Below are 15,529 nucleotides of genomic sequence, written 5' to 3' on the forward strand. Positions count from 1 at the left end.
CCCTTCACGCCGCGTCCATGGCGAACCGGGTTCCACGGTACGACGCCGATCTTCCCGAGTCATCCGAAACGGGACATCGTCCGACACGATCACGTCGCGGATGGCTTACAGTTCGGGCATGGCAGGTGTTCTGATCGGCCTGGCGTTGCTGGCCTTCTGGCTCTTCTCACTCTTCGACGTCATCACCGCACCCGAGGAAGAGGTCAGGAACGTACCAAAGGCGCTGTGGGTCCTCATCGTCGTGCTGGTCCCGTTGCTCGGCGGCGTGATCTGGATGCTGCGCGGGCGGCCCAGGGCCGAGCGCGACCCGTGGCCGGTGCCGCCGGGCCCGGGCGCGCCGAAGGGCCCGGACGACGACCCCGACTTCCTGCGAGACCTCGACCGGCGGATGCGCGGCGAGGACTAACCGCTGACGTCGGCGTAGCTGTGCAGGCCGGAGATGAAGATGTTGACGCCGACCAGGTTGAAGATCAGGCACCCGAACGCCAGCAGCTGCACGATCATGGCGGCCCTGCCCCGCCAGCCGGCCGTCACCCTGGCGTGCAGGTAGGCCGCGTACGCCACCCAGGTGATGAACGACCAGACCTCCTTGGGGTCCCAGCCCCAGTAGCGGCCCCAGGCGCGGTCGGCCCAGAGCGCGCCGGCGATGACGGCGAACGTCCACAGCGGGAAGGCCAGCACGATCGCGCGGTGGGCCACCCGCTCCAGGTCGTCTCGGCTGGGCAGGCGGGAGAGCCCCTCGCCGCGCACCAGGAACAGCACGCCCGACACGCCGGCCAGCGTGAACAGCCCGCTGGCCAGGATCGCCGCGGTGACGTGGATCGCGATCCAGTACGAGTTCAGCGCCGGCACCACGGGCCCGGCCGCCGTGTAGAGCACCTTGACCGCGAACCCGAGCCCGAGCGTGGCGGCGATCATGACGAACGCGCCCAGGAACCGCACGTTCTGGCGGACCTGGGTGAACAGGAACGCGGTCACGGCGGCGAAGCAGATGGCCACCACGAACTCGTACATGTTGCCCCACGGCCACCGGCCGACCGCCAGGCCGCGGGTGATGATGGCGCCGAGGTTGGCGGCCCAGCCGATCCAGGCCAGCACGAGCGCGACCCGCCCGGCCCTGGCCCCGCCCGCCATGACGGGCGCGGGATCGGCGACGGGCGCCTCGGCCTCGGGCGCGGCGTCGCCCTCCGAGGGGGCGCCGACCGTGACGGGCTGCCGGGCGGCCCGCTTCACGGCCGCCTTGCCCAGGACGGCCCTTCCGAAGGCCAGCTCCATCGCGAAGCCCACCATGGCGATGATGTAGAGCAGGACGGCGCCGACGACGAAGTTGTCGCTCAGCCCGGCCAATTGCTCAGCGGACATGCTGTTCTCCTGCTGATAGAGCCTTGACGATCTCGGCGAACTCCTCGGCGAAGCCCGCCGCGGAGCCCTCGGTACGGGTCAGGCCGCCCACGTCGACCCGCCCTTCCCTGACCCGCACCCAGACCCGCCTGCGGCGGATCATCAATGACAGCGCGATGGCGACCACCGCGACGGCCGCGGCGATCAGCGCGGGCACGCGCCCGGGGTCGTAGGCGGTCTGGAGCGTGATCCACTCCTTGACGCCGGTGAACTCCAGCTTCCCCGCCCCGTCGGGCAGCTCGGTGGACTCCCCCACCGACAGCGGCTTGGTCGCGAACGATCCCCGCACCACGGGCACGACCTTGCCGTCGAGCTCGTCCGGCAGGATCTTGTAGACCGACTGCGGCTTGCCCGACCGCATGCCGAGGTCGCCCACGTAACCGCCGAGGAGCTGCACCTGCGGCTGGAGCTCGCCGGGGAAGGCCGAGGCGTAGGTGCCGTCGGTCAGCGGCACGCTGGTGGGCAGGAACCGCAGCAGGAACCCCAGCTGGGACGGCTGCGCGTCGGGCGCCTTGACGACGCACGACGAGGTCAGCGTGGCCTTCTGGTCGATCAGGCAGGCCACGGGCCCTTCGTAGGCGACCTGGCCCTTGCCGTCGGTGACCTTGAAGACGGGCGCGTAGCCGTGGCCGATCAGGTACGTCTGCGTCCCGTCGACCTCCAGCGGGTCGTTGACCTTGAGCTCGTAGTCGCGGGCGGGCGCGCCGGGCTCGTCGTGCACCTTCAGGTAGGCGGAGTAGTCGAGCTCCTGGCCCTTCTTGTCGCCCTCGACCTGGTAGGTGGCCTTGAAGTCGGTCAGCTCGAACGAGAACGGCTGGAGCGACTCGGCCGAGACCCGGCTGCCGGGGATGAACCTGTCGTAGGCGGCCACGGTGTTGGCGAAGCCGTCGCCCTCGACGACCAGGACGTTGCCGCGGTAGCCGTACAGGGAGCCGAAGCCGACCGCGAGCAGGATGCCGATCAGCGCGACGTGGAAGAACAGGTTGCCGGTCTCGCGCAGGTAGCCCTTCTCGGCGGCCACCCAGCCGTCGCCGGTGACGACGCGGAAGCGCATCTTGCGCAGCCGCCCGGCGGCCTCCTCCACGGTGAGGTCGCCCTCGAAGGAGTCGGAGTGGGGCAGCCGGGACAGGTTCTTGGGCGCGGCGGGCGGCTTGCGGCGCAGCTCGCGCAGGTAGGTGGCGGTGCGCGGGATGATGCAGCCGACGAGCGAGGTGAACAGCAGCAGGTAGACGGCGGCGAACCAGACCGAGGTGAACACCTCGAAGAGCTGGAAGCGGTCGTACCACTCGGCCAGGGTGGGGTTCTGCTGGTAGAGCTGGGCCACCTTGTCGGGTTCGACGCTGCGCTGGGGCACCAGCGAGCCCGGGATCGAGCCGAGCGCCAGCAGGAAGAGCAGGATCAGCGCGGTCTTCATCGAGGTGAGGGTGCGCCAGCCCCACCGGAGCCAGCCGACCGGCCCCATCCCGGCCTGCCGCGGCTCGCGCTGCTCGCGCACCAGCTCGTCGACGCTCATCAGATCACCGGCTCGAACGCGCCGATGAGCCCCTGCATGGCCGCGATCATCGCACCCCACAGTCCGGTGACGAGCAGCAGTCCGACGGCCACCATCATGCCCCCGCCGATCCTGGTGATCAGCCGGGTGTGCCGGCGCACGGCCTGGAACGTGCGCAGGGCCTTGCTGTAGGCCAGGGCGGCGGCCACGAACGGCAGCCCGAGGCCCAGCGCGTAGGCGACGGCCAGCAGCGCGCCGCGCGAGGCGCTGCCCTCGTTGAGCCCGAGCGTGAGCACGACGGCCAGCGTGGGGCCGATGCACGGTGTCCAGCCCAGGCCGAACACCACGCCGAGCAGCGGCGCGCCGGCCAGGCCCGCGGCCGGCAGCTTGTGGATGCGCACGTCGCGCATCAGGCCGGGCAGCACGCCGAGGAAGGCCAGCCCGAGCAGGATCGTCAGGACGCCGAGCACCCGCGTGATGACCTGGGCGTTGCCCAGCATGATCGAGCCGAGCCCGCCGAACAGCGCGCCGCTGAGCACGAACACCAGCGCGAACCCGGCCACGAACAGCACCGTGCCGAGCACCAGCCGCCCCCGCTTGGGGTCGGCGCTCATGCCCGTCACGTACGACAGATAGCCCGGCACCAGCGGCAGCACGCACGGCGACAGGAACGACACCACCCCGGCCAGCAGCGCGATCGGCACCGCGAGCAGCAGCGAGCCCGAGGCGACGACGTCACTCATCGCGCACCTTGGTCACCGTGTTCATCAGGTCGGTGTACTTGACCGCCCCGAGCGCCCTGGCCGCGATGCGGCCCTGCTTGTCGATGACCAGCGTGGACGGGATCGCCGCGGGCGGCACGGTGCCCTGGAAGGACAGCGCGACCTTGCCGGGCTGGTCGAAGATGTGGGAGTAGCCGGTCTGCTCGGTGCGCTCGAAGGCGAGGGCGTCGGCCTGCCGGTCCTTGAAGTCGATGCCGATGAACTGCACGTCGCCCTTGGTCTTGGCGGCGACCTCCTTGAGCACCGGCGCCTCGGCCCGGCACGGGCCGCACCACGAGGCCCAGAAGTTGATCACCACGACCTTGCCCTTGTGGGCGGCCAGCGAGGCCGTGCCGCCGTCGAGCGTGGGGCCCTCGACCGGCGGGGCCGCCTTGCGCTCGGCGGCGTCGAAGACCTGCATCTTGCCGTCGCCCGCGACGAACCGGGTGTCGCCCACCTGGGGCTGCCCGCTCTGGTTTGCCGCGCAGCCCGCGGCCAGCGCGGCCAGGAGAACGAGGGAGATGGACGTCGCGCGCACGGAGGATGATCTCCTTGTACTACAACCGGTAGAGCTTGCAACTCTACCGGCGGGCGGACCCGGCCCGGACATCAGGCCCCTGGTATCGACGGCCCCGAACTCAGCGACCCGGCCGGCTCGCTGTAGCCGACGCTGACCAGGCGGTCGCCCTCGAAGGTGAAGGTGGTGAGGCTGGCCAGCGCGCACTGCCTGCGGCGCGGGTCGTGCCAGAGCCGGCGGCCCTCGGCGGCCATCCTGATCGTCCAGATCGGCAGCTGGTGGCTGACCAGCACGGCCTCGTGCCCGCGCGCGGCCGCCCTGGCGTCGTCGACGGCCGACTTCATGCGCGCCACGATCGCCGGGTACGCCTCGCCCCACGACGGGCGCAGCGGGTTCCAGAAGTAGCGGTAGTTGCGCGGGTTGCGAAGGATGGCCAGCCCCTGGCCGACCGGCCGGCCCTGCAGCATGTTCGCCGCTTCGAGCAGGCGGTCGTCCTTGGTCACGTCGAGGCCGAGCTTGTCGGCGAGCGGGGCCGCGGTCTCCAGCGCGCGTTCGAGCGGCGAGCTGTGGATGGCGACGATGTCGCGGCCGCCGACGGCCTTGGCGACCGTCTCGGCCATGAGCCTGCCGGTGTCGGACAGGTGGTAGCCGGGCAGCCTGCCGTACAGGATGCCGCCGGGATTGTGCACCTCACCGTGGCGCAAAAGGTGGACGACGGTGGTTTCAGCCATGGTGTGCCACAGCCTATCCGTTTCGATGCCGGTCATAGTCAGGGGCTGCCTGGTCCGGCATTTCGCGCGGGGGTATGGTCGGGACGACTGCGCCTAGGGTTCCGCGTCCGGTCCGCCTCCCCCGTCACACAACCAGGGCCGGAAGACAGGTCCGAGCGGCGCCGCGGCCCGCCGGGCCGTACAGCTGACGGGACAAAAGCCTGGAGGCTCCTCTCCGTCACCCCTGGAAGGAGTCGCCCGGATGAGCCCTTGGGCGCTGGTCCTCATTCTCGTCGCCGCCGTCGCGCACGCCACCTGGAACCTGCTGAGCAAGAAGGCGTCCCAGGCGGACGGCATCGTCTTCCTCTGGCTGGTCGGGGTCGTGGCCACGGTGGTGTGGAGCCCGCTGTTCGCCGGGTTCCTGCTGGTCACGGGCGCCCGGCTGTCGTGGGGCGACCTGGCGGTGATCTGCGGCAGCACGGCCCTGCACCTGGGGTACTTCGTGCTGCTCCAGCGCGGCTACGGCGCGGGCGACCTGTCGCTGGTCTACCCCGTCGCCCGCGGGACGGGGCCGATGCTGGCCAGCCTGGTCGCCGTGTTGTTCCTGGACGAGCATCCGGCGCCGGCCGGCGTGGCCGGGATCGTGCTCGTCGGGGTCGGGGTGTTCATGATGAGCGGCGGCGCGGCCGGGCGGGGCGACCTGCGGGGGCTGGTATCGGGGCTGGTCGTGGGGCTGTTCATCGCCGGGTACACGGTGTGGGACTCGCAGGTGGTCAGCGCGTTCGCGGTGGCGCCGATCATGCTGAACTACCTCGGCGAGGTCGGGCGGGCGCTGGCGCTCACGCCGTTCGTCGCCGGGGCCAGGCGGCGGCTGGTCGGGGCCGTGTGGCGGGAGCACCGGTCGCGGATCGTGGGAGCGGCGTTCCTGATCTTCCTGTCGTACCTGCTGGTCCTGATCGCGTTCACGATGGCGCCGGTGAGCGTGGTGGCGCCGGCGCGCGAGGTGAGCGTGCTGATCGCGGTGCTGCTCGGCGGGCGGCTGCTGGCCGAGGGCGACCTGCGGCGGCGGCTGCTGGCGGCGGGCGTGATCCTCGGCGGCGTGGTGGCCATCGCGCTCAGCTGACCGCGGCCAGGTGCACGGCCGGGTGCTCAGCTGACCGCCCAGGCGTTCTCCTGCTCGCGGCTGACGCCGATCAGGGCCTCGACCGTGGCCCTGATCGCGGGACGGCGGGCCGCGTCGGTGCGCCACACCGCGTAGATGCGGCGCGTCTGCCGCGGCATGATCGGGACCAGCCGCACGCCGTCGGGCACGCAGTCGCGGCCCAGGCGCGGCACGATCGCGCAGCCGAGCCCGGCGGCGACCAGCGCCAGCTGGGTGGGGTACTCGTCGGCCATGCACGCGATCTCCGGCTCCAGCGAGGCGTTGCGCAGCGTGAAGACCAGCCAGTCGTGGCAGACCGTGCCGGGCGACGAGCTGATCCACCGCTCGCCGTGCAGCTCGGCCAGCCCCACCTCCCTGCGCCCGGCCAGCGGATGGTCGGCGGGGATGGCGACGTCGGCCACGTCGTCGAGCAGCGTGGCCCTGGACAGGCCCTCGGGCATGGCGATGGGCCGGTTGAGCCAGTCCTGCATCACGCCCAGGTCCAGCTCGCCCCTGGCCACCTCGCGCAGCACCCGTTCGGGCTCGCGCTCGTAGAGCTGCACGTGCAGGTCGGGGTGGTGCCTCTTGAGCTGGACGAGCGCGCCGGGCATCAGGCCGCGGGTCGCGGTGGCGAAGGCGGCGATGCTGAGCCGGCCGACGACCTCGCCGCGCAGCGCCTCGAAGTCCGCCTCCGCGGTCTCGACCAGGGCCAGGATGCGCTCGGCGTGCTCGGCGAGCAGGCCGGCGGCGTCGGTCAGCCGCACGCCCCGGCCGCTGCGCTCCATGAGCCGGGCGCCCGTCTCCCGCTCCAGCTTGGCGATCTGCTGACTGACGGCCGACGGCGTGACCATGAGCGCGTCGGCGGCCGCGCCGACCGACCCGTACACGTGCACGGCGTGAAGTGCCTTGAGCCGGTTCAGGTCCAACATGTAAGCCAGACTAAAGGGTTTAGCGTAGAAAGTCTCGCTTGTCCTTGTATCTGAAGCAGATGAAAATATATGCATGCGAATCATTAAGAGCAGGAAGCCCGAGATCCGTTCCACCTCGTACCTGAAGGTCCTCGCCGAGCAGGCTCGCGAGCAGCGCAACCGGTACCAGAAGACCCGCTCTGCGTGAGCCCCCGCCACCTCGCCCTCGCCGTCGGCCTCGCGGCCGTGTGGGGCTTCAACTTCGTCGTCATGCAGGTCGGCCTGAAGCACTTCCCTCCCCTGCTGTACGCGGGGATCAGGTTCACCCTGGCGGCGTTCCCCGCCCTGCTGCTCGCGGGGCGGCCGGGAGTCCCGTGGCGCTGGGTCGCCGGGGTGGCGGCCACTCTCGGAGTGGGTCAGTTCGGCCTGTTGCTGGTGGGCATGCGAGCGGGCATGCCGGCCGGACTGACCTCTCTCGTCCTGCAGATGCAGGCGTTGTTCACCGTGCTGTTCGCGGTGACGCTGCTCGGGGAGCGGCTCACCGCCCGCCGCGTCCTCGGCCTGGCGGTCGCCTTCGGCGGGCTGGCGCTGGTCGCGTTCGACTTCGGGGTGTCCGGCCCGCTGGGCGCCTTCGCCCTGTGCGTGGCCGCCGCCGCGGCCTGGGGGCTCGGCAACGTGGTGCAGCGCAGGGCCGCGCCGCCGGACTCGCTGCGGTTCATGGTCTGGGTGAGCGCCTTCTCCGCGCCGCCTCTCCTGCTGCTGTCGCTGCTGGTCGAGGGGCCGCCCGTGCTGACGGCCCCCGCCGAGGGCTGGTTGTCGCTGGCCTACGTGGCCTTCGTCTCGACGCTCGGCGGGTTCGGCGTGTGGGGCTGGCTGCTGCGCCGGTACGACGCCTCGACCGTGGCGCCGTACACGCTGCTGGTGCCGGTGTTCGGCATGTCGTCGGCCGCGCTGGTGACCGGCGAGCCCCTCTCCTGGACGAAGCTCCTGGCCGCGGCCCTCATCGTCGCCGGCGTGCTGTACGCCGGCACCAGGCCGCGCCGGGCTACAGAACCGCCGCGGCCGCCTTCGCCGCTGCCGGCAGGGCCTCGGCGATCCGGTTGAGCGCCTCGTCGTCGTGCGCGGCCGACAGGAACCACGCCTCGTACGCCGACGGCGGCAGGTAGACGCCCTGGTCGAGCATCGCGTGGAAGAACGCGGTGAAGGCCGCCGTGTTCTGGGCCTTGGCCTGGTCGAAGTTCGTCACCTCGGCGTCGGCGAAGAAGATGGAGAACAGGCTGCCGGCACGCTGCAACCGGTGGGGCACGCCCGCCTTCGCCAGCGCCTCGGCCGCCGCGTCGCCCACCGCGAGCGCCGCGGCGTCGATGCGCGCGTAGGCGTCGGCGTCGAGGGCACGCAGGGTGGCCAGGCCCGCGGCGCACGCCAGCGGATTGCCGGACAGCGTGCCCGCCTGGTAGACCGGCCCCTCCGGAGCCAGGAAGGCCATCACGTCGGCCCGGCCGCCGAACGCCGCCGCGGGCAGCCCGCCGCCCATGACCTTGCCGAACGTCATCAGGTCGGCGTCGACCGGGTCGAGGCCGTACCAGCCGGCGGACGAGACGCGGAAGCCGGTCAGCACCTCGTCGACGATGAGCAGCGCACCGTTGGCCGTGCACAGCTCGCGCAGCCGGGCGTTGAACCCGTCGAGCGGCGGGACGACCCCCATGTTCGCCGGGCACGCCTCGGTGATCACGCAGGCCACGTCGGCGGCCGCGAACGCCTCCGCCACCGCCTGGATGTCGTTGTACGGCAGCACGATCGTGTCGGCCGCCGACGCCCCGGTCACCCCGGGCGTGTCCGGCAGCCCGAACGTCACCACCCCTGACCCGGCCGAGGCCAGCAGGGCGTCGACGTGCCCGTGGTAGCAGCCGGCGAACTTGATCACCTTGGACCGCCCGGTGAAGCCGCGCGCCAGGCGCACCGCGCTCATCGTCGCCTCGGTGCCGGAGCTGACCAGGCGCACCTTCTCGACCGGCGCCATCCGGGAGACGATCTCCTCGGCCAGCTCGACCTCGCCCGGCGTGGCGGTGCCGTAGGAGAAGCCGTGCGCGACCGCGCCGGAGACGGCCTCGACGACCGCGGGATGCCGGTGGCCGAGGATCATCGGGCCCCAGGAGCAGACCAGGTCGACGTAGCGGTTGCCGTCGACGTCGGTGATGTACGGCCCCTGGCCCGAGGCCATGAAACGCGGCGTGCCGCCCACCGCGCCGAACGCGCGCACGGGCGAGTTGACGCCGCCGGGCACCACTTCCCTGGCGCGGGTGAAAAGGTCTTCGGAGTTCTGTGTACGGCTCACCCGACCCAGGTTAGTCCCGCAGGTCCGTGCCCCCGCCGCGGGGCGTGCTCAGTCGGCGAGCCATTCCAGGATGCGCAGCGGGTCGGGCAGCGGACGGCCGTCCGGGGGCCGCAGCCAGGACACCGGCTGGCCCGAGGGCAGCATGGAGGGCGGCGCGAGCACGTAGCTGTCGCGGCAGTGCCAGCGCAGGCCCGGCGTGTCGTCGATGGTGGCCGGGTCGCAGTCGAGCTGGCAGGACCACCACTCGTCCTCGTCCTCGGGGTTGCCGCGGGTGGCCACATAAAACAAGACCCGGTCGCCTTGAGCGGCGACCGGGCCTGGGTGGGCTCCGGCGGCGTCGATCCTGGTGAGGGCCGACAGGCCGGCGGCGAGCGGTACGTCGAACACGTCGAACACGCGCCCTGTGGGCAGGATCACGTTGGCCTCCGGCTCGCTCTCCCACCAGCGGGTCAGCAGCGTCGTGTCCGTCGTGGCCTGCATGTGCCAGGCGGGCGAGAGCGGATGGGCGCCGGGGTCGGGACAGCCGACGCGGTCGCACGAACACGCGCGCGGGCCGTGCCGCAGCGGAAAGGCTCCCGGCACCACGGGCCAGCCCAGGGACGCGTACTCCAGCACGGAATCGATGCGTGTCGGCCGCGACCGCTTTCTGGTACGCCGAGCCAGTGGTACCCCCACCATGGTGTCTCCCGTCGAGTCAGCGCCTGAGGAGGTCCCGGCTCCGGGCCGTTCGCACACCGCGGGACACACCAGCACTTGTCATCGCACTCTAACGCACACGCCTCAGGAGTTGACGGGAAACCCCTTGGTTAGAGCTGGCGCGCCACTTCCGTCGCCCAGTACGTGAGGATCATGTCGGCGCCGGCGCGCTTGATGGCGACCAGCGACTCCATGATCGTCCGGTCGCGGTCGATCCAGCCGTTGGCCGCCGCCGCCTCGACCATCGCGTACTCGCCGCTCACCTGGTAGGCCGCCACCGGCACGTCGACCGCGTCGCGCACCCGGGTGATGACGTCGAGGTAGGCCAGCGCCGGCTTGACCATGACGGCGTCGGCGCCCTCCGCCAGGTCGAGCCTGACCTCGCGCAGCGCCTCCTCCAGCGGACCGGCCGGGTCCTGCTGGTGGGTGCTGCGGTCGCCGAACTGCGGGGCGCACTCGGCGGCCTCGCGGAACGGGCCGAAGAAGGCGGAGGCGTACTTGACGGAGTAGGACAGGATCGGGACGTCGGCGTGGCCGGCCCCGTCGAGCGCGGCGCGGATGGCGCCGACCTGGCCGTCCATCATGCCGCTCGGCGCGATCATCTGGGAGCCGGCGGCGGCCTGGGCCAGCGCGATGGAGGCGTAACGCTCCAGCGTGGCGTCGTTGTCCACCTCGCCGGACGGCGTCAGGATCCCGCAGTGGCCGTGGTCGGTGAACTCGTCGAGGCAGGTGTCGGCCATGACCACGAGGGCGTCGCCGACCTCGGCGCTCACCTCGCGCAGCGCGACCTGGAGGATGCCGTCGGGGTCGTCGGCCGCCGACCCGGTCGCGTCCTTGACCGCGGGGATGCCGAACAGGATCAGGCCGCCCACGCCCGCCTCGGCCGCGTCGTGCGCGGCCTTGCGCAGCGAGTCGCGGGTGTGCTGGAGCACGCCCGGCATGGACGACACCGGCTGCGGCGCGTCGATGCCCTCCTTGACGAACAGCGGCAGGATCAGGTCCGCGGCGTGCAGCCGCGTGCCCGACACCATCCGGCGCAGCGCCTGGCTGCGACGCAGACGCCGGGGACGTGCGACGGGGTACTGGGCGCTCACTTGGCCCTCCTCCTGGCGCCACGGCGGTTCTGGGACGGCCTGCGCGGGCTGTCACCCGCGGCCACGGCCGCCTGGCGCTGCTTGGCACCGAACTCGGCCAGCGCTGCGGCCAGGGCTGATGCGGATGGCTTGTCGGACATGACGTCGACCCGGAGCCCGAACTCCTCGGCCGTCTTGGCCGTCTGCGGCCCGATCACCGCGATCACGGTGACGTTGTGCGGCTTGCCCGCGATGCCGACCAGGTTGCGCACGGTGGAGGACGAGGTGAACAGCACGGCGTCGAAGCCGCCGCCCTTGATCGCCTCGCGGATGGGCGCGGGCGGCGGCGCGGCGCGCACCGTCCGGTACGCCGTCACGTCGTCGCACTCCCAGCCCAGCTCGGTGAGCCCGGCCACCAGCGTGTCGGTCGAGATGTCGGCCCGGGGCAGCAGTACCCGGTTGATCGGGTCGAGCATCGAGTCGTAGGGCGGCCACTCGGCCACGAGCCCTTCTGAGGACTGCTCCCCCGAGGGCAGCAGGTCGGGCTTGACACCGAACTCGACCAGGGCCCGCGAGGTGGCCTCGCCCACGGCGGCCACCTTGAGCCCGGCGAACGCCCGCGCGTCGAGCCCGTACTCCTCGAACTTCTCGCGCACCGCCTTGACGGCGTTGGCGCTGGTGAAGGCCACCCACTCGTAGCGGCCGGTGACCAGGCCCTTGATGGCGCGGTCCATCTGCTGCGGCGTGCGCGGCGGCTCGACGGAGATGGTCGGCACCTCCTCGGGCACCGCGCCGTAGGCCACGAGCTGCTCGGACAGGCTGCGGGACTGCTCCTTCGTCCGCGGCACCAGCACCCGCCAGCCGAACAGCGGCTTGGTCTCGAACCACGACAGCCGCTCGCGCTGCCCCACGGCCTCGCCGACCACGATCAGCGCGGGCTCGGTGAACCCGGCGTGCTTCAGGTCGGCCTGCAGCCGGCCGAGCGAGGACACGACGGTGTACTGCTCGGTGGTGGTGCCGCCGCTGCTGACGGCGACCGGCGTGGTGTCGGGCTTGCCGCCGGCGATCAGCGCCTTGCCGATGGCGACGGCCTCGCTGATGCCGTTGTAGATCACCAGCGTGCCGCGGGTGGCGGCGTGGGACGACCAGTCCTGCTCCTGAGCGGCGTCGACGACGCGGAACTCGGGCACGGCCGTGGCCGCCGGGATGCCGGCGTAGGTGAGCACCGCGGTCGCGGGCGGCACGCCGGGCACGATCTCGAAGTCCACCTCCGCCGCCACGCAGGCCGCGACCTCGTCGTCGATCGAGGAGAACAACATGGGGTCGCCCGCGCACAGGCGCACCACGAGCTGGCCCGCCTTGGCCCGCTGGACGTAGTCGCCCTCGGCGACCTCGACGCCCTCGCGGCAGTGCTTGAGCAGCGGGCCGGACTGCTCGTCGTCGAGCACGACGGCGTCCGCCTTGCCGAGAAGTTCGGCGGCGCGGAGCGTCAGCAGGTTGGGGTCACCGGGACCCGCCCCCACGAAGGCGACGAATCCGGAGGTTGGACTATCGGAGCTCAATGGGATTGCTCCCCCATCAATCTGTCGGCCCCTTCGGCGATCATCTCGGCCGCCAGGAGGCGGCCCAGCTGTGCAGCCTCCGAAGGAGAACCGGCGGCGGACTTGCGGACCGCTTCGCGGCCGTCGATGGAGACGACCACGGCGGTCAGGTTCAGAGTGTGCCCGTGATCGGCCGCGAAAGCACCCACGGGTGCGGCGCAGCCTGCTTCCAGGGCGGACAGCACGGCGCGTTCGGCGGTCACCGCGCTGCGCGTGCACGGGTCGTCGAGCACGGACAGGGTCTCGATCAGGTCGGTGCGCGCGGCCAGGCACTCCACGGCGAGCGCGCCCTGGCCGGGGGCGGGCAGCAGCTCCTCGACCTCGAAGATCTGCGCGATCTCGCCGCCGCGGCCGAGCCTGGTGAGCCCGGCGCTGGCCAGCACGACGGCGTCGAGCTCGCCCGCGGCGACCTTGCCGATGCGCGTGTCGGCGTTGCCGCGGATCGGGACGTACTCCAGGTCGGGGCGGAGCGCGCTCAGCATGGCGACGCGGCGCGGCGAGCCCGTGCCGACCCTGGCCCCGGCGGGCAGGTCGGCGAACTTGTGCGGGCCGACCAGCGCGTCGCGGTGGTCGTGGCGCTCGGGGAGCGCGGCCAGCGTGAAGCGCGGGTCCTGCTTGGTCGGCAGGTCCTTCAACGAGTGGACGGCGAAGTCGATCTCGCCCTCGACCAGCTTGTCGCGCAACGCGCTGACGAACACGCCGGTGCCGCCGAGCTGCGCCAGGTGCGCCTTGGTCACGTCGCCGAAGGTCGTCACGCCCACCAGCTCGACCGGGTGCCCGGTGCGCGCCGTGAGGGCGTCGGCCACCATCTGGGACTGCGTGGTCGCCAGCAGGCTGCGGCGGGTGCCCAACCGCAGGTTCACAGCTCCACCTCCCTCACGGCCGCGGGCATCTTCGGATCGAGATTGAACAATTCACGCAGGGCTTCCGCATAATGATCGCCCCCTGGACCGGCGGCGAGCTGCTTGACACGCACAGTCGGCTCGTGAAGCAGTTTGTCAACGACCCTCTGCACGGTCATGGCGATTTCGTCCCTGGCCTTGTCGTCGAGATCGGGCATGCGCATCATCAGGCGGCCCAGCTCGGACTCCACCACGCCCGCCGCCTTGCTGCGCAGCGCCACCACGGTCGGGGTGACGCGGGCGGCGCGGGCGGCGTCGAGGTAGGCGTTCAGCTCCTCGGCGACGAGCGCGCGCACAGACTCTACGGCGTCGCCGCCGCGCGAGCCGACGCCGGACTCCTGGATCGTCTCCAGGTCGACCAGCGTGACGCCGGGCACCTCGCGCACGGCCGGGTCGATGTCGTGCGGCAGCGCCAGGTCGAGCAGGAACACGCCCCTGGTCAGCATGTCGGGGGTGATGACGTGCCGCCCGGCGCCGGTGCAGGTGATCACGATGTCGGCGTCCGCCAGCTCCTCGCGCACGGCGGCGAACGCGACGGCCCGGCCGCCGACCGATTCGGCCAGCCGCGCGCCCCGCTCGTACGTGCGGTTGGCCACGACGATGTCGGTGACCCCGGCGCGCTGCAGCGTGACGGCGGCCAGCGAGCTCATCGAGCCCGCGCCCACCACCAGCGCGCGCCGCCCGGCCAGGTCGCCGGCGAGCGCGAGGCCCGCCGAGACCAGCGAGGGGCCGGCCTGGTCGATGCCGGTGTCGGTGTGGGCGCGCTTGCCGACGCGCAGCGCCTGCTGCGTCAGCTCGTTGAGGGTCGCGCCGACCGTGCCGTGCTTCTGGGCGAGCTTGAGCGCCTGGCGGACCTGGCCCAGGATCTGGCCCTCGCCGACGGCCATGGAGTCGAGGCCGCACACCATCGAGAACAGGTGCTCGACGGCCCGCTCCTCGTAGTGCACGTAGAGATGCGGGGTCAGCTCGTCGGCCGGCACGCCGGAGTGGACGGCCAGCAGCCCGCTGATCGAGGTGACCGCGGCGTGGAAGCGGTCGACCGTGACGTAGATCTCGACCCTGTTGCAGGTCGAGATCACCATGGCCTCCGCGACGCTGGTGTCCTGCTGCACGTCGTGCAGCAGCTTGACCAGCGCGTCACCGGTCACCGAGACGCGTTCGAGCAGCGCCACCGGAGCGGTCCGGTGGCTGAGTCCGATCGCCAGAACGCTCATTGACCGTCCACCGCCATGAGTGGCCCCCCAGCCTTGCGCTGCTCGTGGAACGCGAGAATCTGCAGTTCGATTGACAGGTCGACCTTCCGGACGTCGACGGTGTCCGGAACGGTGAGAACGACTGGGGCGAAGTTCAGGATGCTGGTCACGCCCACGGCGACAACACGATCGCACACTTCCTGCGCCGCTGCCGCCGGTGTCGCCAGTACCACGATCGAGACTCCACGCCGCTTGATGACGGCTTCCAGTTCGTCGATGTGCTCCACATTCAACCCCGCGATGGTGTCGCCCACGACTTCGGGGTCGGCGTCGAAGAGCGCGGCCACGCGGAAGCCCCTGGAGACGAAGCCGCCGTAGTTCGCCAGGGCGCGGCCGAGGTTGCCGACCCCGACGATCGCGACCGCCCAGTCCTGGGTCAGGCCGAGTTCGCGGGAGATCTGGTAGACGAGGTACTCCACCTCGTAGCCTACGCCGCGGGTGCCGTACGAGCCGAGGTGCGAAAGGTCCTTGCGGAGCTTGGCCGAGTTCACGCCCGCGGCCACGGCCAGGTCCTCCGAGCTCACGGTCGCGACGCCGCGCTCCGCCATCCCGTGCAGCGCCCGCAGGTACAACGGAAGCCTGGCGACCGTCGCCTCGGGGATGCCGCGGTCACGGGACTGGGACGGGCTCTTCACGTGCCGGAGCTCCAGGGAACGGGCGGTGGGGACCGCTGAACGGATTAGAACCGTCTTTCAGGTTAATCCCTTTGTGAACCGATGCACAAAGTAGGGGCGCTACG

Annotated in this window: 16 protein-coding genes; 3 read left to right on the forward strand and 13 right to left on the reverse strand. The window is 71.7% G+C overall.

Annotated elements, in window-relative coordinates; genetic code table 11:
- Nucleotides 1-118 precede the first annotated feature (118 nt).
- On the forward strand, nt 119-406 hold the full coding sequence (locus ABT158_RS25190; protein WP_352322521.1) for a PLDc N-terminal domain-containing protein: 288 nt from the start codon (nt 119-121) through the stop codon (nt 404-406).
- Here the strand turns inward: ABT158_RS25190 and ccsA are convergent.
- From ccsA to ABT158_RS25215, 5 genes are all read right to left on the reverse strand, one after another.
- On the reverse strand, nt 403-1,362 hold the full coding sequence (gene ccsA, locus ABT158_RS25195) for a cytochrome c biogenesis protein CcsA (RefSeq protein ID WP_352357270.1): 960 nt from the start codon (nt 1,360-1,362) through the stop codon (nt 403-405). The genes ABT158_RS25190 and ccsA overlap by 4 nt on opposite strands.
- A complete protein-coding gene (gene resB / locus ABT158_RS25200) occupies nt 1,352-2,914 on the reverse strand; it encodes a cytochrome c biogenesis protein ResB (RefSeq protein WP_352357272.1) in 1,563 nt (520 codons plus the stop codon). Before resB ends, ccsA begins: the two co-directional genes overlap by 11 nt.
- Entirely contained in the window at nt 2,914-3,636 is a 723-nt protein-coding gene (locus ABT158_RS25205) for a cytochrome c biogenesis CcdA family protein (protein ID WP_352322524.1), read from the reverse strand. Before ABT158_RS25205 ends, resB begins: the two co-directional genes overlap by 1 nt.
- Complete coding sequence (locus ABT158_RS25210; RefSeq protein ID WP_352357275.1) at nt 3,629-4,192, reverse strand: TlpA family protein disulfide reductase; 564 nt, start codon at nt 4,190-4,192, stop codon at nt 3,629-3,631. The genes ABT158_RS25205 and ABT158_RS25210 overlap by 8 nt, the downstream gene beginning before the upstream one ends.
- A gap of 71 nt (nt 4,193-4,263) precedes the next feature.
- Entirely contained in the window at nt 4,264-4,902 is a 639-nt protein-coding gene (locus ABT158_RS25215; protein ID WP_352357277.1) for a histidine phosphatase family protein, read from the reverse strand.
- A 241-nt stretch (nt 4,903-5,143) separates the two neighbouring features.
- Here ABT158_RS25215 and ABT158_RS25220 point away from each other — a divergent pair, with 241 nt between their 5' ends.
- Entirely contained in the window at nt 5,144-6,004 is an 861-nt protein-coding gene (locus ABT158_RS25220) for an EamA family transporter (RefSeq protein ID WP_352357279.1), read from the forward strand.
- A gap of 26 nt (nt 6,005-6,030) precedes the next feature.
- Here the strand turns inward: ABT158_RS25220 and ABT158_RS25225 are convergent, their stop codons facing one another.
- Entirely contained in the window at nt 6,031-6,951 is a 921-nt protein-coding gene (locus tag ABT158_RS25225) for a LysR family transcriptional regulator (RefSeq protein ID WP_352357281.1), read from the reverse strand.
- A 183-nt stretch (nt 6,952-7,134) separates the two neighbouring features.
- On the opposite strand from ABT158_RS25225, the gene ABT158_RS25230 reads away from it, so the two are divergent.
- Nucleotides 7,135-8,034, forward strand: a complete 900-nt coding sequence (locus tag ABT158_RS25230) for an EamA family transporter (protein ID WP_352357283.1) — start codon at nt 7,135-7,137, stop codon at nt 8,032-8,034.
- Here ABT158_RS25230 and hemL read toward each other — a convergent pair.
- The 7 genes from hemL to ABT158_RS25265 all read right to left on the reverse strand — a co-directional run bounded on the left by hemL (nt 7,976) and on the right by ABT158_RS25265 (nt 15,425).
- Entirely contained in the window at nt 7,976-9,265 is a 1,290-nt protein-coding gene (gene hemL, locus ABT158_RS25235; RefSeq protein ID WP_352357285.1) for a glutamate-1-semialdehyde 2,1-aminomutase, read from the reverse strand. The two genes, ABT158_RS25230 and hemL, sit on opposite strands and share 59 nt — an antisense overlap.
- Before the next feature lie 48 nt (nt 9,266-9,313).
- The gene (locus tag ABT158_RS25240; RefSeq protein ID WP_352357287.1) at nt 9,314-9,943 is read right to left on the reverse strand and encodes a bifunctional DNA primase/polymerase; all 630 of its coding nucleotides are present in this window, start codon (nt 9,941-9,943) and stop codon (nt 9,314-9,316) included.
- Nucleotides 9,944-10,071: 128 nt separating this feature from the next.
- The gene (hemB, locus tag ABT158_RS25245; protein ID WP_352357289.1) at nt 10,072-11,055 is read right to left on the reverse strand and encodes a porphobilinogen synthase; all 984 of its coding nucleotides are present in this window, start codon (nt 11,053-11,055) and stop codon (nt 10,072-10,074) included.
- Nucleotides 11,052-12,602 carry a bifunctional uroporphyrinogen-III C-methyltransferase/uroporphyrinogen-III synthase gene (locus tag ABT158_RS25250; RefSeq protein WP_502911567.1) on the reverse strand — a complete coding sequence of 517 codons (1,551 nt, stop codon included), beginning with the start codon at nt 12,600-12,602 and terminating at the stop codon, nt 11,052-11,054. The genes hemB and ABT158_RS25250 overlap by 4 nt, the downstream gene beginning before the upstream one ends.
- Nucleotides 12,593-13,498: a hydroxymethylbilane synthase gene (gene hemC / locus ABT158_RS25255; protein ID WP_352357293.1), complete on the reverse strand. Its 906-nt coding sequence runs from the start codon at nt 13,496-13,498 to the stop codon at nt 12,593-12,595. Before hemC ends, ABT158_RS25250 begins: the two co-directional genes overlap by 10 nt.
- Nucleotides 13,495-14,751 carry a glutamyl-tRNA reductase gene (locus ABT158_RS25260; protein ID WP_352357295.1) on the reverse strand — a complete coding sequence of 419 codons (1,257 nt, stop codon included), beginning with the start codon at nt 14,749-14,751 and terminating at the stop codon, nt 13,495-13,497. Before ABT158_RS25260 ends, hemC begins: the two co-directional genes overlap by 4 nt.
- Complete coding sequence (locus ABT158_RS25265) at nt 14,748-15,425, reverse strand: redox-sensing transcriptional repressor Rex (protein WP_352357297.1); 678 nt, start codon at nt 15,423-15,425, stop codon at nt 14,748-14,750. Before ABT158_RS25265 ends, ABT158_RS25260 begins: the two co-directional genes overlap by 4 nt.
- Nucleotides 15,426-15,529 lie beyond the last annotated feature (104 nt).

This window comes from Nonomuraea sp. NPDC001636 (assembly GCF_040298265.1).
Classification (GTDB): domain Bacteria; phylum Actinomycetota; class Actinomycetes; order Streptosporangiales; family Streptosporangiaceae; genus Nonomuraea.